General features: G+C 62.4%; 22 protein-coding genes and 1 riboswitch. Of the genes, 21 read left to right on the forward strand and 1 reads right to left on the reverse strand.

Features of this window, described 5'->3' with window-relative positions; genetic code table 11:
* Positions 1-73 precede the first annotated feature (73 nt).
* From def to hisF, 13 genes are all read left to right on the forward strand, one after another.
* On the forward strand, positions 74-637 hold the full coding sequence (gene def / locus CVS30_RS10700; RefSeq protein WP_110485323.1) for a peptide deformylase: 564 nt from the start codon (positions 74-76) through the stop codon (positions 635-637).
* On the forward strand, positions 634-1554 hold the full coding sequence (locus CVS30_RS10705) for a methionyl-tRNA formyltransferase (protein ID WP_110485324.1): 921 nt from the start codon (positions 634-636) through the stop codon (positions 1552-1554). The genes def and CVS30_RS10705 overlap by 4 nt, the downstream gene beginning before the upstream one ends.
* Positions 1551-3110: an RsmB/NOP family class I SAM-dependent RNA methyltransferase gene (locus tag CVS30_RS10710; protein ID WP_110485325.1), complete on the forward strand. Its 1560-nt coding sequence runs from the start codon at positions 1551-1553 to the stop codon at positions 3108-3110. Before CVS30_RS10705 ends, CVS30_RS10710 begins: the two co-directional genes overlap by 4 nt.
* Before the next feature lie 84 nt (positions 3111-3194).
* Positions 3195-3866 carry a ribulose-phosphate 3-epimerase gene (gene rpe / locus CVS30_RS10715; protein WP_110485361.1) on the forward strand — a complete coding sequence of 224 codons (672 nt, stop codon included), beginning with the start codon at positions 3195-3197 and terminating at the stop codon, positions 3864-3866.
* Positions 3867-4075: 209 nt separating this feature from the next.
* Positions 4076-4220, forward strand: a riboswitch (FMN riboswitch).
* Positions 4221-4340: 120 nt separating this feature from the next.
* Positions 4341-5081, forward strand: coding sequence for a nicotinamide riboside transporter PnuC (pnuC, locus tag CVS30_RS10720; RefSeq protein WP_110485326.1), 741 nt, complete (start codon positions 4341-4343; stop codon positions 5079-5081).
* On the forward strand, positions 5078-6235 hold the full coding sequence (ribD, locus tag CVS30_RS10725; RefSeq protein ID WP_110485327.1) for a bifunctional diaminohydroxyphosphoribosylaminopyrimidine deaminase/5-amino-6-(5-phosphoribosylamino)uracil reductase RibD: 1158 nt from the start codon (positions 5078-5080) through the stop codon (positions 6233-6235). The genes pnuC and ribD overlap by 4 nt, the downstream gene beginning before the upstream one ends.
* 2 nt (positions 6236-6237) lie before the next feature.
* Complete coding sequence (locus CVS30_RS10730; RefSeq protein ID WP_110485328.1) at positions 6238-6873, forward strand: riboflavin synthase; 636 nt, start codon at positions 6238-6240, stop codon at positions 6871-6873.
* On the forward strand, positions 6870-7508 hold the full coding sequence (ribB, locus tag CVS30_RS10735; protein ID WP_110485329.1) for a 3,4-dihydroxy-2-butanone-4-phosphate synthase: 639 nt from the start codon (positions 6870-6872) through the stop codon (positions 7506-7508). The genes CVS30_RS10730 and ribB overlap by 4 nt, the downstream gene beginning before the upstream one ends.
* On the forward strand, positions 7505-8191 hold the full coding sequence (locus tag CVS30_RS10740) for a GTP cyclohydrolase II (RefSeq protein WP_110485330.1): 687 nt from the start codon (positions 7505-7507) through the stop codon (positions 8189-8191). Before ribB ends, CVS30_RS10740 begins: the two co-directional genes overlap by 4 nt.
* Positions 8188-8676, forward strand: coding sequence for a 6,7-dimethyl-8-ribityllumazine synthase (gene ribH, locus CVS30_RS10745; protein ID WP_110485331.1), 489 nt, complete (start codon positions 8188-8190; stop codon positions 8674-8676). Before CVS30_RS10740 ends, ribH begins: the two co-directional genes overlap by 4 nt.
* Before the next feature lie 80 nt (positions 8677-8756).
* Entirely contained in the window at positions 8757-9020 is a 264-nt protein-coding gene (locus CVS30_RS10750; RefSeq protein WP_110485332.1) for a phosphoribosyl-ATP diphosphatase, read from the forward strand.
* A 91-nt stretch (positions 9021-9111) separates the two neighbouring features.
* Entirely contained in the window at positions 9112-9957 is an 846-nt protein-coding gene (hisG, locus tag CVS30_RS10755; protein WP_110485333.1) for an ATP phosphoribosyltransferase, read from the forward strand.
* Between the two features lie 42 nt (positions 9958-9999).
* Positions 10000-10770, forward strand: coding sequence for an imidazole glycerol phosphate synthase subunit HisF (gene hisF / locus CVS30_RS10760; RefSeq protein WP_110485334.1), 771 nt, complete (start codon positions 10000-10002; stop codon positions 10768-10770).
* Between the two features lie 180 nt (positions 10771-10950).
* Here hisF and CVS30_RS10765 read toward each other — a convergent pair whose 3' ends face one another.
* Positions 10951-11595 (reverse strand): TIGR03085 family metal-binding protein, encoded by a 645-nt coding sequence (locus tag CVS30_RS10765; protein ID WP_110485335.1) that lies wholly within the window; start codon positions 11593-11595, stop codon positions 10951-10953.
* Positions 11596-11753: 158 nt separating this feature from the next.
* Between CVS30_RS10765 and hisI the strand changes: the two genes are divergently transcribed.
* The 8 genes from hisI (at position 11754) to lgt (ending at position 19033) form a co-directional block, all read left to right on the forward strand.
* Complete coding sequence (gene hisI, locus CVS30_RS10770; RefSeq protein ID WP_110485336.1) at positions 11754-12170, forward strand: phosphoribosyl-AMP cyclohydrolase; 417 nt, start codon at positions 11754-11756, stop codon at positions 12168-12170.
* Positions 12171-12224: 54 nt separating this feature from the next.
* On the forward strand, positions 12225-13778 hold the full coding sequence (locus CVS30_RS10775; RefSeq protein ID WP_110485337.1) for an anthranilate synthase component I: 1554 nt from the start codon (positions 12225-12227) through the stop codon (positions 13776-13778).
* Positions 13775-14386, forward strand: coding sequence for a Trp biosynthesis-associated membrane protein (locus tag CVS30_RS10780; RefSeq protein ID WP_110485338.1), 612 nt, complete (start codon positions 13775-13777; stop codon positions 14384-14386). Before CVS30_RS10775 ends, CVS30_RS10780 begins: the two co-directional genes overlap by 4 nt.
* A 99-nt stretch (positions 14387-14485) precedes the next feature.
* Positions 14486-14761 (forward strand): HGxxPAAW family protein, encoded by a 276-nt coding sequence (locus tag CVS30_RS10785; RefSeq protein WP_110485339.1) that lies wholly within the window; start codon positions 14486-14488, stop codon positions 14759-14761.
* A 2-nt stretch (positions 14762-14763) separates the two neighbouring features.
* On the forward strand, positions 14764-15579 hold the full coding sequence (trpC, locus tag CVS30_RS10790) for an indole-3-glycerol phosphate synthase TrpC (protein ID WP_181419771.1): 816 nt from the start codon (positions 14764-14766) through the stop codon (positions 15577-15579).
* A gap of 232 nt (positions 15580-15811) precedes the next feature.
* Positions 15812-17203, forward strand: a complete 1392-nt coding sequence (gene trpB, locus CVS30_RS10795; protein WP_110485363.1) for a tryptophan synthase subunit beta — start codon at positions 15812-15814, stop codon at positions 17201-17203.
* Positions 17196-18044 carry a tryptophan synthase subunit alpha gene (gene trpA / locus CVS30_RS10800; RefSeq protein ID WP_110485340.1) on the forward strand — a complete coding sequence of 283 codons (849 nt, stop codon included), beginning with the start codon at positions 17196-17198 and terminating at the stop codon, positions 18042-18044. The genes trpB and trpA overlap by 8 nt, the downstream gene beginning before the upstream one ends.
* Positions 18041-19033, forward strand: a complete 993-nt coding sequence (gene lgt / locus CVS30_RS10805) for a prolipoprotein diacylglyceryl transferase (RefSeq protein WP_110485341.1) — start codon at positions 18041-18043, stop codon at positions 19031-19033. The genes trpA and lgt overlap by 4 nt, the downstream gene beginning before the upstream one ends.
* Positions 19034-19335: the final 302 nt, after the last annotated feature.

A 19335-nucleotide genomic window follows, 5' to 3' on the forward strand; every position in this document is an offset into this window, starting at 1 on the left:
CAACTAGACTGGACGAGCTAGCAGTTTGCGATCACATTCGGGTCGCGTCAATACCAAAGTGAGGTGCCCCATCATGGCTATCCTGAGCATTCGCATCATCGGCGACCCTGTCCTGAGAACCGTCTCCGAAGAGGTGACAGAATTCGGGCCCGAACTGGCCAAGCTCATCGATGATATGCACCAGACCATGGTGGACGTCCGCGGAGCTGGCTTGGCGGCACCGCAGATTGGCGTGAACAAACGTATTTTTACGTATTCCGTTGACGGCCACGAAGGTCACGTCATCAACCCCGTCCTAGTCGCCAGCGACGACATTGGCGTGGGGGAGCCGGAAGGCTGCCTGTCCGTCCCCGGACTGGGATTCACGGTTGAGCGTCACCGCTGGGTGCGTATCACGGGCGTAGACAAAAACGGCAAGCCCCTCGATATGGAAGCCACCGGCATGCTGGCCAAGTGCTTCCAACACGAGACCGACCATCTGGATGGAAAATTGTACGTAGATCGACTCGACGGCGAAGACCGCAAGGACGCCTTCCGCGCCATTCGCCAGGCTAACTACCAGGACGTCACGGCAGAGACCGTGGCCAAGCGCGCCCGCACGGTTGGCTCCGCATTTGGTGCAGGCGCCGCCCAATGAGAGTACTTTTCGCCGGAACACCAGCAGTTGCATTGCCTTCATTGGAGGCCCTGCGCGCCGCAGGACACGAGATCGTCGCCGTCCTCACCCGCCCCGACGCGCCGCTAGGACGCAAGCGGGTCATGACGCCGTCGCCCGTGGCCGCCCGCGCCGTCGAACTTGGCCTGCCCATCATTAAGGCTGACAAGATCGACTCCGAAGCTGCCGCCGCCATCACCGCGGCCGCCCCCGAGGTTGCCGCGATCGTGGCGTACGGTGCCTTGATTCCGCCCGTCGCCCTCGCTATCCCGGCGCACGGCTGGATTAATCTCCACTTCTCGCTCCTGCCGGCCTGGCGTGGCGCCGCACCCGTGCAGCACTCCGTCATTAACGGTGACGAAGTCACGGGCGCCTCCACCTTCTTGCTCGAGAAGGGGCTCGACACGGGCCCCGTTTACGGGACCATGACCGAGGTCATTCAGCCCACCGATACCAGCGCAGTACTGTTGGAACGGCTTTCACACAGTGGCGCGGTCCTTCTGGCACAGACCATCGACGGCATCGGTGCCGGGATGGTCAGCGGCGTGGAGCAGCAAGGGGTCATTTCCTTGGCGCCGAAATTGACGCTGGAAGACGGGCATGTGGCCTGGAGCGATCCCGCGCTGGCCATCAACCGCAGGATTCGTGGCGTGACCACGGAACCTGGGGCTTGGACCACCTTGGCCGGTCAGCGCTTCAAATTGGGTCCCGTGCGTTTGCGCCCCGAGGTCACCGATCTCGCCCCCGCACAGCTGCGGATTGAGGCGAAATCCGTGATGGTGGGCACCGGGTCCCACGCCGTGGAACTTATTGATGTACAGCCTTCTGGCAAGAAACTTATGAAAGCAACGGACTGGGCACGAGGCCTAGCCAACAAGGAAGATGTGGTGTTTGAATGACCAGCGAGCAAGGCGGACGTTCGAGCCACCGCAACAACCAGCAAGGCGCAGGCCAGGGCGGCGTTCGACGTCGTGATGAGGCAGGGCGCGAGCGTAACCGCAGCACCTCCCGCAACCGCACCGAAACCGCTCCGGGCCAGCGCACCAGGATCGCCGATCCGGCACGCCTGGTAGCGTTCGAAGTGCTGCGTGCCGTCTCGGCCGATGACGCTTACGCCAACCTGGTTCTGCCGACGCGTATCCGCCGCCATGGTCTCGACCGCCGTGATGCTGGCTTCGCCACGGAATTGACCTACGGTGCCCTGCGTGCTCAGGGAACCTACGACGCGATCCTGGCCAAGTGCGTTGATCGCCCGCTCAGCGAGCTCGACCCGGCCATCCTTGACGCCCTGCGCATTGGTGCTCACCAGCTCATGGCCATGCGTGTGCCGACCCACGCCGCCCTGGATCAGACCGTTGGTTTGGCTCGCGCCGTCATCGGTGCCGGCCCCTCTGGCCTGGTCAACGCCGTGCTGCGCAAGGTGGCCGCCAAGGACTTGCCCGAATGGCTCGCGGAACTCACCGACGGGCTCAGCGACGACGTCAAGATCGCCTCGATCGAGCACTCCCACCCGGAGTGGATTGTGCGGGCGCTGCGCCAGGCACTCGTGGCTCATGGTCGCGATGTCTCCGAGATTACGGCCCTGTTGGAGGCCGACAATGCCGCCCCCGTGGTGAACCTCGTGGCCCTTCCGGGGCTGGGTGACCTTTCCGAGGCGTTCGACGCCGGATTTACCCCGGGCGAACTCGTCGCCGACTCGGCACTGTCCTCCGGTGGCGACCTCAGCCGCCTCGACAGTGTTCGTGATGGCTCGGTGCGTGTTCAGGACGCGGGGTCACAGCTCGTGGCCCGGGCCCTGGCCGCCGTCGAGATTAGCTCTGAACTGGCCGACGGCGAAGAGCGCTGGCTGGACATGTGTGCCGGCCCCGGCGGTAAGGCCGCTCTGCTGGCTGCCCTGGCTGCCGAAAAGGGCGCCTGGATTCTGGCCAATGAACCCTCGGCTCACCGCGCGAAGCTGGTTTCTCAGGCCCTCGTGGCTGTTCCGGAAGACACCTGGACCGTCCGCACCGGCGACGGTCGCGACATTGGTGCCGAGCACCCGGGAGCCTTCGATCGTATTCTTGTCGACGCTCCCTGCACGGGCCTGGGCGCACTCCGTCGTCGTCCCGAGTCCCGCTGGCGCCGTAAGCTCTCGGATGTCTCCGAGCTCGGCCCGCTGCAGCGCGAGCTGCTCACCTCGGCGCTTGATGCCGTCAAGCCCGGCGGCGTCGTGGCCTATGTGACATGCTCACCACATGTGGCCGAGACGGTTGCCGTGGTGGAGGACGCCATGCGCAAGCGCACCGACCTTGAACTGCTTGACGCCGGAGCCGCCCTTGACGCCGTGAGCCTCAATGGAAACTTGGGCGCCGGCAACCCGGACTCACCCATTCCGGCACACCAGAAAATGGCACAGCTATGGCCTCACCTCCACAGCAGCGACGCCATGTTCTTGGCCCTGATTCGTAAGAACTAATCCACAGTAACTGATGTGATCCGCCAGGCTGGGCACACCCCCACGGGTGCGTCCAGCCTGACCCGCAACCAGAGAGGTTCCTTCATGACCAACCCCACGTGCTGCATCAACCCCAGCATTCTGTCTGCCGACTTCGTCAACCTTGAAGCGGAACTGGCGAAGATCGCCAATGCCGATGCCGTTCACGTTGACGTCATGGACAACCATTTCGTCCCTAATCTGACTCTGGGTTTCCCCGTGGTGGAACGTATTCAGCAGGTCAGCCCCGTGCCGCTAGACGCGCACCTGATGATTTCCGACGTCGACCGCTGGGCGCCGCAGTATGCCGATGCCGGCTTGGCTTCGGTGACCTTCCATGTTGAGGCGTCCAACGCTCCCATCAAGCTGGCCAGGGAATTGCGCGCCAGGGGTTCTAAGGCCGGCATGGCCCTGCGCCCCGCAACGCCCATCGAGCCCTACCTGGATCTGTTGCCGGAACTGGACATGCTGTTGATCATGACCGTGGAACCCGGCTTTGGTGGCCAGGCTTTCTTGGACGTCATGCTGCCCAAGATCCGGCGCGCCCGCCAGGCCGTGGACGGCAGTGGCGTCAATGTGGCCATTCAGGTCGACGGCGGCATCACGGAGGAAACCATCACCCGTGCGGCAGAAGCTGGAGCGAACATTTTCGTTGCCGGGTCCGCTGTCTACGGCATGCCCTCACCCGAGGAAGCCATCAACGCCCTGCGCGCCAAGGGTCAGCTCGCCTTCGGCTAACCCGCCACATTTTCATCTGTGTGGCAGCAGATACCGTGGAAAGCGGTTTCTGAGCGCATTTTCGGCAATAACTGCAACACAGATTGATAGGTGGGGAATGAATTGACCAGTCCCCGCCTTACACAATATGTAAAGAATAACTACGTCGCCCTCAGGGTGTCGTACTATTGAAATCGCTCGCACCTGCGGGCAAAGAACTTATGTAGTATCACGTGCTCCGGGGTCGGTGTAATTCCGAACCGGCGGTTATAGTCCGCGACCCGAGCGCTGCACGCTGGCAACAGCGGGTGGCGCGCGGTTGATCTGGTGAAATTCCGGAACCGACAGTTAAAGTCTGGATGGGAGAAGCACGAACAGTCTTGGCCGTCAGGTCAGGGGCGCAGCAGCGGATCATCCGCCTGCCATGTGACCCTGCCCGAGCCCTGCTGTACGTTACCCCCGGAGCCATCGCGGTCTCGAAAGGTAAGGTACACAATGGACTTTCTGCGATGGCTCTTTGACGCCAAACTTGAATTCGCCGGTGGCGGATTCCTTCTTTGGCGTGAAGTCATAGGCAATTTATTTGGGCTCGCCAGCGCCCTCGGCGGTATGCGCCGTAAAATTTGGGCATGGCCCGTCGGCATCATCGGCAACGCGTTACTCTTCACCGTCTTCATGGGCTCGGTCTTCGGCTCGGCCGACCATGTGAATCTCCTAGGCCAGGCTGGCCGCCAAATCATGTTCATCGCCGTCTCCATCTTCGGGTGGTACCGCTGGAATCAAAGCCGTCACCAGAAGAACGACGGCGGAACTCACGTCGGCGAGGCCGTCGAGCCCCGCTGGGCTGGAGCCCGCGTACGCTGGCTCCTGGTTGCTGCCATGGTTGGCGGAACTGCCATCCTCACCCCGATCTTCCGTGCCTTGGGTTCCTATGAACCAGTCTGGGCCGATGCCTGGATCTTCATGGGTTCATTGCTCGCCACCTATGGCATGGCCAAGGGCTGGGTTGAGTTCTGGTTGATCTGGGTTGCCGTTGACCTGGTGGGTGTTCCCCTGCTGCTGAGCGCAGGATATTTCGCCTCGGCCTTCATGTATATCTTCTACGGTGCCTTTACTCTGGTCGGATTCTTCGTATGGTGGAGGGTGCGGCGCACCTCCGATGCTCAGGCCCGCCAAGTATCGGTAGACTCCACGTTCCCTGACATCACTGTGAGCAATAGAAAGGCCAACTCATGAATTTCGGCAATTTGAACCATGGATCCTTCACCCACGATCCCTACAATTCTGAGTCTGAGCACTTCACAGCCGCCGAAATTTTGGGGATGGAAACGGCCCTGTCCGCAGCACGCCAGGGTGTTCGCGGCTCGAATCCGTTGGTGGGGGCGGCCATCATCGACGCCGATGGAACCTTCCTCGCGATTGGTTATCACCGCGGTGCTGGAACCCCGCACGCCGAGGCCGACGTCATCAATCGTCTTCTGGGGACCGGCGTTAAGCGAGACCTTTCGGCTGCAACTCTCATTGTGACGTTGGAACCCTGCAGTCACACGGGCCGCACCGGTCCGTGTACCCAGGCGATTCTGGATGCCGGCATTGGCAATGTGGTGTTCGCTGTCCGCGATCCGCATCTGCCAGCCGCCGGTGGTGCCGAGATCTTGCACAATGAGGGCATCAACGTCCGCATGGGCCTCTTGGCTGCCGAGGCGGAGGACCTCAACCGGCAGTGGTTCGTTGCCGTTCGGGAACAACGCCCCTTCATCACTGCCCGGCTCGCACAGACCGTCGACGGCAGGATTGCCGCGGTCGATGGAACCAGCCAGTGGATCACCTCGGAGGAATCCCGCCAGGATTCCCACGAACTCCGCGCCCGCGTTGACGCCATCGTGGTAGGCACAGGGACCGTCATGGCCGATAACCCGCGCCTGACGGCTCGTGCGGCCGATGGCAGCGACGCGGCCCAGCAGCCCATCCGCGTCGTCATGGGATTGCGTGAGATTCCCCAGGACGCCGCCGTTCGTGGTGTTGCGGGAACCCCCAACATCCCCGAGCGATTGGGCCAGGATGACTTCCTCGCGCTGCACACCCACGATCCGGCCGACGTTGTCCGGGAACTGCACCAACGCGGTGTTGGCCACCTCATGATCGAGGGCGGCGCGAAGATCAACGCGGCCTTCCTCGCCCAGGGACTTGTCGACGAACTCGTGGTCTACCTTGCACCGATGCTCCTAGGCGCCGGAATCCCCGCCCTGACCGACCTTGGCATTGGCACACTCGCCGATGCGCAGCGCTGGGAATGGGACGCCACCACAACCGGCCCTGTTGAATTGCTGGGCCCCGATCTGAAATTGACGCTGATGCCGGCTAAAGCCTCCAGTGTAGAGAGTAGCTAGAGATGTTTACAGGAATTATTGAGGGTCGCGGCACGGTTGTGCGGATCGATCAGCAACCGGAAACCGACAGTGCGGTTCTTGTTGTTGCCGCTGGTTCCGTCCTTGACGGGATGGATCTGGGCGGCTCGCTTGCCATCAACGGGGTCTGCCTCACGGCCATTTCCCTCGGCGAGGGCAATATCGAGGTCGACGTCATGGGCGAAACCCTGCTGCGCACCACCACCGGTGCCTTGCGCGCTGGCGATGCCGTGAACCTGGAACGCTGCGTTGTGGCTGGTGGTCGCCTGGACGGTCACGTGGTCCAGGGGCATGTTGACGGCGTTGGCGCCCTGTTGGAGCGCGAAAACCAAGGAAAATGGGATCGGCTGCGCTTCTCCGTTCCCCGCGAGCTCTCCCCCTACATCGCCGAAAAGGGCTCCATCGCCATCGACGGCGTGTCCCTCACGGTGACGGCCGTCAGCCCGGCTAGCGAGGACGAGCAGTGGTTTGAGGTGGGATTGATCCCCGTGACCTTGGCCAAGACCGGCCTCGGCGACAAAACGGTCGGCGGCGCCGTCAACCTCGAGGTCGACGTGCTCGCCAAGTACGCCCAGCGTCTGCTCGAATTCAGCACCCTGGCTCAGGGTGGCCAGGCATGAGCGGGGAAGGGTCCCTCCTGGACCCGGTAGCCCTCGCCATTGCCGCCATCGCCCGCGGAGAGGCCGTACTGGTGGTCGACGATGAGGATCGCGAAAACGAAGGTGACATCATCTTCGCGGCCCAACACAGCACCCCCGCGCTGATGGGCTGGACCATCCGCCACAGCTCCGGCGTCATCTGCGTTCCTCTGGGCGACGCCGACGCCGATCGCCTGGCCCTGCCGCACATGGTCACCGACAACCAGGACGCCAAGGGCACCGCCTACACCGTGAGCTGCGATGCTGCCGTGGGTGTCAGCACCGGAATTAGCGCCACGGACAGGTCCTTGACGGTCAACGTCCTGGCAGATCCACAGTCCATGCCCGACGCCGTCACCCGGCCCGGGCATATTTTCCCCCTTCGCGCTGTGGCTGGGGGAGTGCGCCAGCGCCCCGGCCATACGGAAGCGGCCGTTGAGCTGTGCGCCCTCGCCGGGTGCGCCCCCGTGGGTGTCATTGCCGAGGTAGTGGACGACAGCGGTGAAATGGTCCGGCTGCACGGCCTGCGGGAATTTGCCAATCTCCACGGCGTGCCGTTGATTTCCATCGCCGATCTCGTCGAGTACGTTTCATCCGGTGCGGGAGCCTCGCAATGAGCACCCTCGGGGGTCCCGTCACCGGCGGTCCCGTGGTGCAACTGCCCACCCGCTTCGGCACCTTTCAGGCACAAGCCTGGATCGATGAGGACTCTGGCGCCGAACATCTCACTCTCACCGCCGTTGCCGAGGCGAGCACCATCACCGGGGGAGATGCGACGCTCACTGATGAATCCGCCGCCGCACCTCTGGTCCGGCTGCACTCGGAATGTCTCACGGGCGACGTCTTTGGCTCCTATCGTTGCGACTGCGGAGAACAGCTGGACTATGCTCTGGAGATGATCCATCGTCGGGGCGGAACCCTGGTGTATCTGCGAGGCCAGGAAGGTCGCGGGATCGGGTTGGCCAACAAGATGCGTGCCTACAGCCTGCAGGAGGCCGGGGCCGACACCGTCGAAGCCAACGAGCAGCTGGGTCTTCCCGTGGACGCCCGCGACTATTCGGCGGCGGCCGGAATCCTGCATTCCATGGGACTGAACCGCATCGCCCTGTTGAGCAACAATCCGCTCAAGCAAGAGGAACTCTCCCGGCACGGCATCGAGGTAGCGCGTATTGTCGCGACCGAGGTCCCGGCCCGCAGCGAGAATCTGCGGTACCTGAAAACCAAGCGGGACCGCATGCGTCACGCACTATCCATTTCTAACCCCACCACCTCACACCTCACGGAAGGACCCACCTCATGAGCGGTCACGGAGCACCAGTTATCGGATTCAACGCGGAAGAAAAGTCACAGACCGGCGCCCTGAAGCTGGCTATTGTCGCGGCCAGCTGGCACACGGAGATCATGGACGGACTGCTAGATGGTGCCCTGCGGGGAGCCGCCGACGCCGGGATTGAAAACCCCACCGTGGTGCGCGTGCCAGGAAGTTTTGAACTGCCCGTCGCCGCGGCACGCCTTGCCGCCAGCTATGACGCCGTCGTGGCTCTTGGCGTGGTCATCCGCGGTGGCACACCGCACTTTGACTACGTGTGCCAGGCCGCCACGATGGGGTTGACCGATGTCAGTGTTCGTACCGGTGTGCCCGTGGGCTTTGGCGTCCTGACCTGCGACACCGAACAGCAGGGCCTGGATCGTGCCGGATTGCCGGGCTCCAGCGAGGACAAAGGCCACGAAGCCGTGACGGCCGCGCTGGCCACCGCTGTGACCCTCGCCGCGCTGGGCGTTTAATTCTCGGCGCGTGTTCACATCGTGGACACGCGCCGTCTCAAAATCCGCGTTCGTCGCGTGAAGCAAGTAAGGTGGAACCCGTGAAGACCTTCGAATCCCTTTTTGACGAGCTCAGTGAGAAAGCCGCAGCCCGGCCCGCTGGCTCCCGTACCGTCGCCGAAATTGAATCCGGTGTCCACGGTATTGGCAAGAAAGTGGTTGAGGAAGCCGCCGAGGTGTGGATGGCCGCCGAGTATGAATCGGATGAAGCCTGCGCCGAGGAGATTTCCCAGCTGTTCTACCACCTGCAGGTCATGATGATCGCTAAAGGTTTGACCCTTCAGGACGTTTACAAGCATCTGTAGCCACATGCCGTGGCTGTTTGAACCAACCCTGAAATGGCACTGCCAACCAGTGCCGAAACCTTTAGTTTGACCAATCTGAAAGACTTTTATCATGTTGCGTGTAGCCGTCCCTAACAAGGGTGCCCTGTCCGAAGCAGCCTCAGCGATGTTGGCGGAGGCTGGTTACCGCCAGCGCCGCGATTCACGCGAGCTTGTCATGGTTGACCCGGAGAACAACGTTGAGTTCTTCTTCCTGCGTCCCCGTGACATCGCCGTTTACGTTGGTGCCGGAACCCTGGACGTGGGCATCACCGGCCGCGACCTTCTCATGGATGCCCAGGTTGACGCCGAGGAGCTCCTGCCCTTGGGCTTCGCCAAGTCCACCTTCCGCTTTGCCGGTCCCATCGGTGACTTCAGCAGCGCCGCCCAGCTTGAGGGCAAGCGTCTGGCCACCAGCTATGACGGCCTGTTGCGTGAATACCTGGCCGAACTGGGCATCAACGCCCAGGTGGTTCGCCTTGACGGTGCCGTCGAATCCTCCGTACGTCTGGGAGTCGCCGACGCGATTGCCGACGTCGTGGAAACCGGCAGCACCCTCAAGGCCGCCGGCATGGAGATCTTCGGTGAGCCCATCCTGAGCTCGGAAGCGTTGTTGATTGGTCGCCGCGGCGTCACGCCTCCTCCCGGTGTTGAGGTTTTGATCCGCCGCCTCCATAGCGTTCTTGTGGCTCGTCAGTACGTTCTCTTGGACTACGACGTGCCTAAGACGCTCATGGAAAAGGCCACGGCCCTGACCCCCGGGCTCGAGTCCCCCACGGTGTCCCCGTTGCGCGACACCGACTGGGTTGCTGTCCGTTCCATGGTTGAAGCCAAGGACACGAACCGCATTATGGATGAGCTGTACGACCTCGGCGCCCGCGCCATCCTGGTCAGCAGCATCCACGCCTGCCGCATCTAATTTTCCGTCAGCGCCGCTAACTTAAACCAGAAGGTAGATGCCATGAGTGTTGCCATCAGAGTTATCCCCTGCCTGGACGTAGACGCTGGACGAGTCGTCAAGGGCGTTAAGTTCCAAAACCTTCGCGACGCCGGAGATCCCGTGGAACTGGCCAAGCGCTACGACCTCGCCGGAGCCGACGAGCTGACGTTCCTGGATGTCACGGCGTCCTCGGGTAACCGTGAGACGACCTTTGACGTGGTCTCCCGCGCCGCCGAGCAAATCTTCATCCCACTGACCGTTGGTGGGGGAGTCCGCGAGGTGTCCGACGTCGACAAGCTGCTGCGCTATGGGGCCGATAAGGCCTCCATTAATACGGCAGCCATTGCCCGTCCTGGTGTTATTGACGAGATCACGCACCGCTTTGGTTCGCAGGTCTTGGTCCTGAGCGTTGACGCGCGCCGCACACAGGGTGGCAGCACGCCGTCGGGCTTTGAGGTCACGACGCATGGGGGCCGCAAGGGCACCGGGATGGATGCCATCGAATGGGCCAAGGAGGCTGCCGATCGTGGTGTGGGCGAAATCCTGCTCAACTCGATCGACGCCGACGGCACGAAGGAAGGCTTCGACCTCGAACTGATCCGCCTGGTGCGGGCGGCCGTCCACATCCCGATCATCGCCTCGGGCGGGGCCGGCAAGCCCGAGCACTTCCCGCCCGCGGTTGCCGCTGGCGCAAATGCCGTGCTGGCCGCTTCAGTGTTCCACTTTGGTCCGGACAGTGCCATCGCGGACGTCAAGAAGGCTATTCGCGACGCCGGTTACGAAGTCCGCTAGCGACCAGCAAGTCAGTTTAATTTCATACAGTAGGTGCCTGAACCCGATAGTGCGTGGGGTTCAGGCACCTACGACGTTAACGGGTGAGAGTGGCGAGCGGGAGGTCGCCGCCCACACCGCAGGGCTGTGGCGCTCTCGGTTCTTCAAAGACTTAGCGAGAGCATGCGAAAAGCGCTGAGCTTAGAGTCCAACTTCTGCGGTTTGGAGCAGCGCGACGGCGTCCGGCTGGCCCTCGAAGGAGACGAGCGCATGGCTTGTGCGGCCGTTGGCGTGCATGAGCAGTTCCCCGGGGTCGCCCACGATGGCGACGGAAACAGGTGCGCGCTTAGCCACATGGCGGGGTCCGGCGGGGTTGACCAGGACAATGCCAAGATCCACGCCGCGGTACAAAATTGCCGCGCGCTTGACCAGATCGTTCCAGAGAACCTCGGAGTACGCAGCGTCCAGGGTGCGCGGTGCCCAGCGGTCGGAGGCGCGGCGAATGTCCTCGGTATGGATGAAAAATTCAATGAGGTTTGCGCTGTGGTCGATGGCCTTCAGCGCAAAGGGTGACAACTTGGGCGGGCCGGCCCGGAATTTCTCGACCAGGGCGGCGTAGCTCTCGGGTGTGCTGGACTCGGCGGCCAGTTTCGCGGTGGCCTTTTCGGTGGCTTTCTTCCATGGTTTGAGCACCATGCCGAGGCCCGCGCGCGGGTTGTGTTCGCGCAGGAATAAATGTGCGGCTAGTTCTTGGGTTCGCCACCCGTCGCACAAGGTGTCAGCGCCGGGACCGGCTGCCAGCAGGGTCTCGGCGAGGACTTCACGGGAAGGTTCTACAAATCGCATCACTTGTGAAATTAGCATGTATTCGCCATCAAGGCACCTAGAACCGCCGCAGGAGAATTGACACCTTAGTCACTGTGTTGCGAAAGGACTCGAGATTTCCTCTCGGCACATGGACCGGATGGCAATTGAGTACTCATCTGGCACTAGAATTGGTGGCGATGCCACAAAGCCTAGAACCCCAGTCAACTCCGGCCGAAGCCGCCGGTCAGTCGCCCCTTGCCTTGCCTGCCGAGATTGCAACGAAGCTCAAGCATGATGGTGCGGGCCTCGTTGCAGCCATCATCCAGCAGTTCGACAGTAAAGAAGTCTTGATGCTTGGCTGGATGGATGATGAGGCCCTGAACCGGACCCTCTCCACGGGCCGTGTGACCTTTTACTCACGCTCACGCCAGGAATATTGGTGCAAGGGCGATACCTCCGGTCATTTCCAGTTCGTGAAGTCTGTTGCCCTTGACTGCGACGGAGACGCCCTGTTGATCACCGTCGATCAGGTTGGCGCAGCCTGCCACACCGGAACCACCACCTGCTTTGACGGCCGCGCACTGCCCGCCGTCGTGGGTCACCGGGACGCGTAGCCCGGTTCGACCCCTCTCTTCATTCACCGTCTGACTCAAGAAAGCCTTCATTCCATGCAAGATTTAGGTGTCATCAGCCCCTCGTTGACGGAATTTCGGGAATTGGCCCGGACACGTCGGGTCGTCCCGGTTCATCTGAAAGTCCTCGCCGACGCGCAGACCCCCATCGGCCTGTACCGCTCCTTGGCCGCCGGCGCACCCGGCACGTTCTTGATGGAATCGGCGGCCGCAGGCGGCGTCTGGTCGCGCTACTCCTTCATCGGGGTGCGCTCCAGTGCCACCTTGACCTCGGACGACGGCGGGACCTTCTGGCAGGGTGAACCTCCCGCAGGCGTCCCCCTCGACGGCAACCCCGTGGCCGCCATGGAGGCCACCCTGAAGTTACTGGCGACCGAGCGCCTGCCCGGCCTGCCGCCGTTCACCTCGGGCCTGGTGGGTTTTGTCGGTTGGGAAGCTGTCCGCCATTGGGAGAAGCTGCCCACGCCTCCGCTGGATGATCTTCAGCTGCCCGAGGTCGCCTTGAACCTCGTGGCCGATATGGCTGTCCACGACAACAACGAAGGCACCGTGCTGCTGATCGCCAACGCCATCAATGCCAATGGCACAGATGAGAACGTTGACGATGCCTGGCACGACGCGGTGGCTCGCGTGCGCGCCATGGTGGATCAATTGCGTCTTCCGGTAGCCCAGCCCATGTCTGTCCTTGATGTCCCGGCGGCCAGCTTTGCCGAAAGCGTCCAGGAACGCTGGGATCGTCAGGAATACCTCAAGGCCCTGGATCGGGCCAAGGTCGCCATCGTCGACGGCGAAGTGTTCCAGGTTGTGGTCTCGCGCCGTTTCGAAATGGTCTGCGAAGCCTCCGCGCTGGATGTTTACCGCGTGCTGCGCAACACCAACCCCAGCCCGTACATGTACCTGTACAGCTTCGAGGACGCACAGGGTCAGCCCTACTCCATCGTGGGCTCCTCACCCGAGGCCCTCGTCAGCCTGCTGGGCAACGAGGTCATCACCCACCCCATCGCCGGTTCCCGTCCGCGCGGCGGCACCACGGAGGAAGACATTTGGCTTGCCAAGGATCTTCTGGCCGATGAGAAGGAACGCTCCGAGCACCTCATGCTCGTTGACCTCTCTCGCAACGACCTCTCCAAGGTCTGCCAGCCTGGCACGGTCGACGTCACCCAGTTCATGGAGGTGGAGCGCTTTAGCCACATCATGCACCTCGTCTCCACTGTGGTGGGAACGCTGAGCCCCGACAAGAGCGCCTACGACGTCTTGGCCGCGACCTTCCCGGCGGGAACTCTCTCGGGTGCGCCCAAGCCGCGTGCCCTGAGCCTGCTGGACGAACTTGAACCACACCGCCGCGGCATTTACGGGGGAGTCGTGGGCTACATGGACTTCGCCGGCGACATGGACATGGCCATCGCCATCCGTTCGGCACTTCTGCGCAACGGCAAAGCCTACGTGCAAGCCGGTGGCGGCATCGTGGCCGATTCGGTCAACGAGACTGAAGCCGAAGAAACTGTCAACAAGGCTGCCGCACCCCTGCGGGCAGTTTACGCGGCCGCCTCGCTGAGGGACCTCGAGGAAAGCGCAGCACCAACAGCATGAGTGAAGCATTGCCCCACACCACCGCCAAGCGCGTGCCGTTCTGGCAGCGCAAGGCCTCTCTAATTCTGCTCATGATCCTGGCCGCCTTAGCCGTCTTTGGTACCACCACACAGACCTGGATTCATGTCGGCATCGCCCAGGGTGAGGTGGCTCAGTCCGATCTCAATATCCCGGGCAACAAGGCCGCCGTCGCCGTCTCAGCCCTGGCCCTGGTGGCCCTGGCGGGATCCTTGGCAACCACCATCGCCGGGAAAATTGCGCGGATCGTCACCGGCTGCATCGTCTTCGCTAGCGCGGTCGGAATTATCGCCGTCGTGCTGGGAATTGTGCTGGATCCGTCGGCGGCGGCCATGACCGAGGTTGGTGCGGCCACCGGCGTCGAGGGTGTGCCTTCCGATGCCACGACCACCATTTTCCCCATCCTGGCCATTGTGGCCGCCATCGTGCTGGCCCTCGTCACGCTCTTGGCTCTGTGGGCCGGGCGAGGATGGAGCGTCCGCACCAAGTACGACGCGGCGAAGGCATCAGGGGCGAAGGAATCGGAGGGTCCGATCGACGAGATTGACCACTGGGACCGCCTCAGTCGGGGCGAAGACCCCACAGAGTAGTTCCGGCACGCGTCCACAGAGTGCGCACCTTTGCGCTTCACGGGGCAAGTGATGGCAGAATGTATTTTTAGTATCCGCATTAAATAGGGAGATTTACCAATGAGCAACAAGTCGGCTGCATCAGTATCCGTACAGGAACCCGTTGACCACAGCGTTGAGATCGGTCACGGCAACAGCCCGGCAGCGTGGGCCTTGGTAGGAACCACGCTCATCGGCGCGCTCATTAGCTGCATCGCCTTCGTCATGGGCTCGGAGGCCACCGTGCTGTTCATCGTCGGTGTTGGCGTCATGGTCGTCGGCCTGATCCTTGGCCCCGTACTGCGTGCAGCAGGTTACGGCGTTGGCGGAAGCAAGCTGAAGAACACCGGCCACTAGCAGTGAGTGTTTTGATGGAGATCATCGACGGCGTCCGGGAGGACATGCAGGCGCGTCAGGCGCGTGTGAGCCTCGCCGAGCTGCAGGAGCAGGTCAAGCAGGTGCCCCCCGCTCTTGATGCCTGGGCTGCCCTGGGTGGCCCCTCGGCCGAGCGTCCCGATCTGAAGGTCATCTCCGAGGTCAAGCGCAAGAGCCCCTCCAAGGGTGATCTTGCTGGTATCAGCGACCCCGCAGCGTTGGCAGTTCTTTACCGCGACGGCGGAGCCTCCATCATCAGTGTCCTCACCGAGGAACGCCGCTTTGGCGGTTCTTTGGCTGACTTGGACGCCGTGAAGGCTGCCGTGGACATTCCTGTATTGCGTAAGGATTTCACCTGCGATGAATACATGATCTGGGAAGCCCGTGCCCATGGCGCTGACCTGGTGCTGTTGATCGTGGCCGCACTCAGCGACGAGGAACTGCGCAGCTATCTGGCGCTGACCCACGAGCTGGGGATGAACGCCGTCGTGGAGACCCACACCGCCGAAGAAATCGAACGGGCTGTGGCCGTCGACGCCAAGATCATTGGCATCAACGTCCGTAACCTGAAGACCCTCGACGTGGACCGCAGCGTCTTTGCCGCCTTGGCTGGCAAGATTCCGGCGGGTGCCATCGTGGTGGCCGAATCCGGTGTTCGCGACGCGAGCGATGTGACGCACTACAGCGAGAACGGCGCCCACGCCATCCTGGTGGGCGAGGCACTCGTGAAGGATTCCACACCGAGCGAGCGAATCGCCGAATTCAAGGCTGCGGGAGCACTGGCCATTAGCGCACGCTGACCAGGCCTTCTCGCTTAGAAGATGTTTTATCAGGGAGGGCTTGTCCGGCATCGGGCAGGCCTTTCCGTCCATTATTTTCAAGAAAAGATTTTTACTGTTACACCGCGACGTAGGGGCAGATCCCTGCCGGTCGCGATCGCCATTTGCTCAATAAGCGCATGATTATTCTTAGAACAGGACGGTGGAACTGATGGCTCACGTGCCAGCAGCTTCGTCTCAGGATCCCGCCGATATGGTGGATCCGGCAACAGCATTCCTGCAGGGCTCAACCCCGGCAGACGCTTCCCAGGGGCCGTCCTTGCGGCATGCTCCCGGGCCGTACTTTGGCAGCTACGGCGGCCGTTGGATGCCTGAATCTCTCATCGCAGCCTTGGATGAGATCGAGGAAACTTTTGAAAAAGCAAAGGTTGACCCTGAATTCTTGGCAGAAATCGCCGATCTCAATAAGAACTACTCCGGCCGGCCCTCCCTGCTGACCGAGGCCAAGCGCTTCAGCGCCCACGCCGGAGGAGCACGGGTGTTCCTCAAGCGCGAAGACCTCAACCACACGGGTTCGCACAAAATCAACAACGTTCTGGGCCAGGCCTTGTTGGCCAAGCGCATGGGCAAGACACGCATCATCGCCGAAACCGGCGCCGGTCAGCACGGCGTGGCCAGTGCCACCGCGGCCGCCCTGCTGGGCCTGGAATGTGTCGTGTACATGGGTGCCGAGGACTGCCGCCGTCAGGCGTTGAACGTTGCCCGCATGCAGCTGCTCGGCGCTACGGTCGTTCCGGTCACGAACGGTTCGCAGACGCTCAAGGACGCCATCAATGACGCCTTGCGTGACTGGGTCGCCAATGTGGAGAATACCCACTACGTCCTTGGCACGGTCTCGGGTGCCCACCCGTTCCCGGCGATGGTCCGCTTCTTCCACGAGGTCATCGGCGAGGAGGCTCGCGGTCAGATCATTGACCAGATCGGTCGCCTGCCCGATGCCGTGTGTGCCTGTATCGGTGGCGGCTCCAACGCTATCGGCCTGTTCCACGGCTTCCTCGACGATGCCGCCGTCAAGATCTACGGCTTTGAGGCAGCCGGCGACGGTGTTGACACCGGACGCCACGCAGCCACCATCACGCTGGGTCGCCCCGGCGTTTTGCACGGCGCTCGCTCCTACCTGATGCAGGACGAAGATGGCCAGACCATCGAGTCACACTCCATCTCGGCCGGTCTGGATTACCCCGGCGTTGGCCCCGAGCATGCTTACCTGGCCGATCTGGGCCGAGTCAGCTACGAGGCCATCACCGACGTTGAAGCCATGGATGCCTTCAAGTTGCTGTGCCGCACGGAAGGCATCATTCCCGCGATTGAGTCCTCACATGCTCTTGCCGGTGCCTTGAAGGTCGGCCAGCGACTCACCGCCGACGCCGTAAACCCGGAAGATGTGGTTGTCATTGTCAACCTCTCCGGCCGTGGCGATAAGGACGTTCAGACGGCGGCCGATTGGTTCGGTTTGCTCGATGAAGACGGCAACGTCAAGGGCACCATGCTCTCCACCCGCAGCGCCAAGGGTGCAGCTCACGGCGCTGGTGCGGCAACAGCAGACACCATGGATATGAATGCAGAGGATGCTAGCAATGAGTGAGACCAACTTCAGCAACGACGCGTCCGAGGCCATCGTGAGCAAGTCCGCCGCCGCCGTCGAGCGGGCACGCAAGGCAGGCCGTAAGGCCCTCATCGCCTACCTGCCCGCCAGCTTCCCGGACAAGCAGACCTCGATCGACGCGGCCATCGCTTTGGCGCGCAACGGTGCCGATATCATCGAGATCGGTATCCCGTACTCCGACCCGGTCATGGATGGCTCCGTCATTCAGGCCGCCACCACCCAGGCCCTGGAAAATGGCTTCCACGTTGCAGACGTCTTCGACGTTGTCGCTGCCATTACAGCCGAAACCGACGCCGCCGTCCTAGTCATGACGTACTGGAACCCCGTCATGCGCATGGGCGTCGACGAATTTTCCCGACGCCTCGCCGAAGCCGGAGGAGCAGGGCTCATTACCCCCGACCTCGTCCCGGATGAGGCCGCCGAATGGATGTCCGCATCGGATAAGTACGGACTGGACCGCGTGTTCCTCGTCGCTCCGTCCTCGACGCCGGAACGTGTGGCCATGACGGTCAAGGCAACCCGTGGTTTCGTGTACGCCGTCTCCATCATGGGTGTCACGGGCGCTCGTACCGAAGTTTCCAGCGCCGCCGAGGCCGTGGTTGCAGCAGCCCATGCTGCAGGAGCCGAACGTGCCTGTGTTGGTCTGGGTGTATCCAAGGCCTCCCATGTGCGTGAAATCGCCGCCTACGCCGATGGTGTCATCGTAGGCACCGCCCTCGTGGCAGCCCTGCGCGACGGTGGAGTACCCGCCGTGGCCGCCCTGGCAAAGGAACTCAGCACGGGTTTTGACCTCCCCACCGCCGAGACGGTTTCTGCATGATCGCCGCCTTGGCGCCCGCGACCCTCGCCACCGCCATCCCCGCACCCGTGTGGTCGGGCGTTGACCTGGGCCCCTTGCGCATTCACGCCTATGCCTTGTGCATCCTGGCCGGTATCGTCGCTGCCCTGTGGCTGACGGATCGTCGCTGGAAGAAGCGTGGCGGCCCCGAAGGCTCGCTGTGGGATATCGCCATCTGGGCCATCCCCTTCGGCATCATCGGCGGCCGGCTCTACCATGTGGTCTCCTCACCGGATGCCTACTTCGGCCCCGGCTTTGACGGCACGGGCGACCTCTCGCTCATCCCGCAGATCTGGTTGGGCGGCCTGGGTATTTGGGGTGCCGTGGTTCTCGGCGTGATCGGTGCCTGGATCGGTTGCCGCCGCGCGAACGTGAAGATCTCTGCGTTCATCGACGCTGCGGCCCCGGGCATCCTCTTGGCTCAAGCCTTGGGTCGTTGGGGCAATTACTTCAACCAGGAACTCTTCGGTGGACCCACCACCTTGCCGTGGGGCTTGAGCGTTTCACCCGAGTTTGTCCCGGCCGGTTACAGCCCCGACACACTCTTCCACCCCACGTTCTTGTACGAGTGCTTGTGGAACCTTGCCGGTGTCGCGGTCTTGTTGCTTGTGGATCGAAAGTTCCGCCTGCGCAGCGGCCGGCTGTTCCTGCTCTACGCCATGATTTACACGGCCGGACGCGTATGGATTGAAATGCTCCGCATCGATTCCGCCGAGCAGGTCACGATCCTGGGCATCTCGGCACGACTGAACGTCTGGACCAGCATCGTGGTCTTCCTGGCCGCCTTGATCTTGTTCCTGATCTTGACCGTGGTGCGCCGCGGGAAGGATCAGGAATCGGTCTTCCTCGCCGGTCGAGAGCCCGCTGTGGCCGTCAACCCTGTCAAGAACGACGGCGGGACCGACTCCTCGGCCCCCGCCACCAACACGGTGGAAACGTCACGAGACGACGAATCGGGCGAGAACAGCTAGCCATCAAGAACTAGCTGCCGGCGCTGAGCCGTCAGCCATTCGCTCAAGGGCGGTCCGGGATTTCCTGGGCCGCCCTTTTTGCTGCCCAAAGTTAATCATCCAAAGTGCTCCTTGCGGCCACATTACGCGCGATCCCGCACGTTTCCGAAAATGCCCAGCAGCCAAATAGTACTGATCGTGCAGAAAGTGTCAGATACTAAGATCTGCATATTTCCTGCGTGCACACGGCTATATAGTAAAAACGCCGCACGGGAAGTTGTGACCCAAGGATCACCGTGCAATTGTGCAACTGCCCTACGCTT

Source organism: Arthrobacter psychrolactophilus, assembly GCF_003219795.1.
Classification (GTDB): Bacteria; Actinomycetota; Actinomycetes; order Actinomycetales; family Micrococcaceae; genus Specibacter; species Specibacter psychrolactophilus.

Bases quoted from the DNA above. Each gene is read 5' to 3' on its own strand.
- def (WP_110485323.1), top strand. From the start codon at position 74: ATGGCTATCCTGAGCATTCGCATCATCGGCGACCCTGTCCTGAGAACC.
- CVS30_RS10705 (WP_110485324.1), top strand. From the start codon at position 634: ATGAGAGTACTTTTCGCCGGAACACCAGCAGTTGCATTGCCTTCATTG.
- CVS30_RS10710 (WP_110485325.1), top strand. From the start codon at position 1,551: ATGACCAGCGAGCAAGGCGGACGTTCGAGCCACCGCAACAACCAGCAA.
- rpe (WP_110485361.1), top strand. From the start codon at position 3,195: ATGACCAACCCCACGTGCTGCATCAACCCCAGCATTCTGTCTGCCGAC.
- pnuC (WP_110485326.1), top strand. From the start codon at position 4,341: ATGGACTTTCTGCGATGGCTCTTTGACGCCAAACTTGAATTCGCCGGT.
- ribD (WP_110485327.1), top strand. From the start codon at position 5,078: ATGAATTTCGGCAATTTGAACCATGGATCCTTCACCCACGATCCCTAC.
- CVS30_RS10730 (WP_110485328.1), top strand. From the start codon at position 6,238: ATGTTTACAGGAATTATTGAGGGTCGCGGCACGGTTGTGCGGATCGAT.
- ribB (WP_110485329.1), top strand. From the start codon at position 6,870: ATGAGCGGGGAAGGGTCCCTCCTGGACCCGGTAGCCCTCGCCATTGCC.
- CVS30_RS10740 (WP_110485330.1), top strand. From the start codon at position 7,505: ATGAGCACCCTCGGGGGTCCCGTCACCGGCGGTCCCGTGGTGCAACTG.
- ribH (WP_110485331.1), top strand. From the start codon at position 8,188: ATGAGCGGTCACGGAGCACCAGTTATCGGATTCAACGCGGAAGAAAAG.
- hisG (WP_110485333.1), top strand. From the start codon at position 9,112: ATGTTGCGTGTAGCCGTCCCTAACAAGGGTGCCCTGTCCGAAGCAGCC.
- hisF (WP_110485334.1), top strand. From the start codon at position 10,000: ATGAGTGTTGCCATCAGAGTTATCCCCTGCCTGGACGTAGACGCTGGA.
- CVS30_RS10765 (WP_110485335.1), bottom strand. From the start codon at position 11,595: ATGCGATTTGTAGAACCTTCCCGTGAAGTCCTCGCCGAGACCCTGCTG.
- hisI (WP_110485336.1), top strand. From the start codon at position 11,754: ATGCCACAAAGCCTAGAACCCCAGTCAACTCCGGCCGAAGCCGCCGGT.
- CVS30_RS10775 (WP_110485337.1), top strand. From the start codon at position 12,225: ATGCAAGATTTAGGTGTCATCAGCCCCTCGTTGACGGAATTTCGGGAA.
- CVS30_RS10780 (WP_110485338.1), top strand. From the start codon at position 13,775: ATGAGTGAAGCATTGCCCCACACCACCGCCAAGCGCGTGCCGTTCTGG.
- CVS30_RS10785 (WP_110485339.1), top strand. From the start codon at position 14,486: ATGAGCAACAAGTCGGCTGCATCAGTATCCGTACAGGAACCCGTTGAC.
- trpB (WP_110485363.1), top strand. From the start codon at position 15,812: ATGGTGGATCCGGCAACAGCATTCCTGCAGGGCTCAACCCCGGCAGAC.
- trpA (WP_110485340.1), top strand. From the start codon at position 17,196: ATGAGTGAGACCAACTTCAGCAACGACGCGTCCGAGGCCATCGTGAGC.
- lgt (WP_110485341.1), top strand. From the start codon at position 18,041: ATGATCGCCGCCTTGGCGCCCGCGACCCTCGCCACCGCCATCCCCGCA.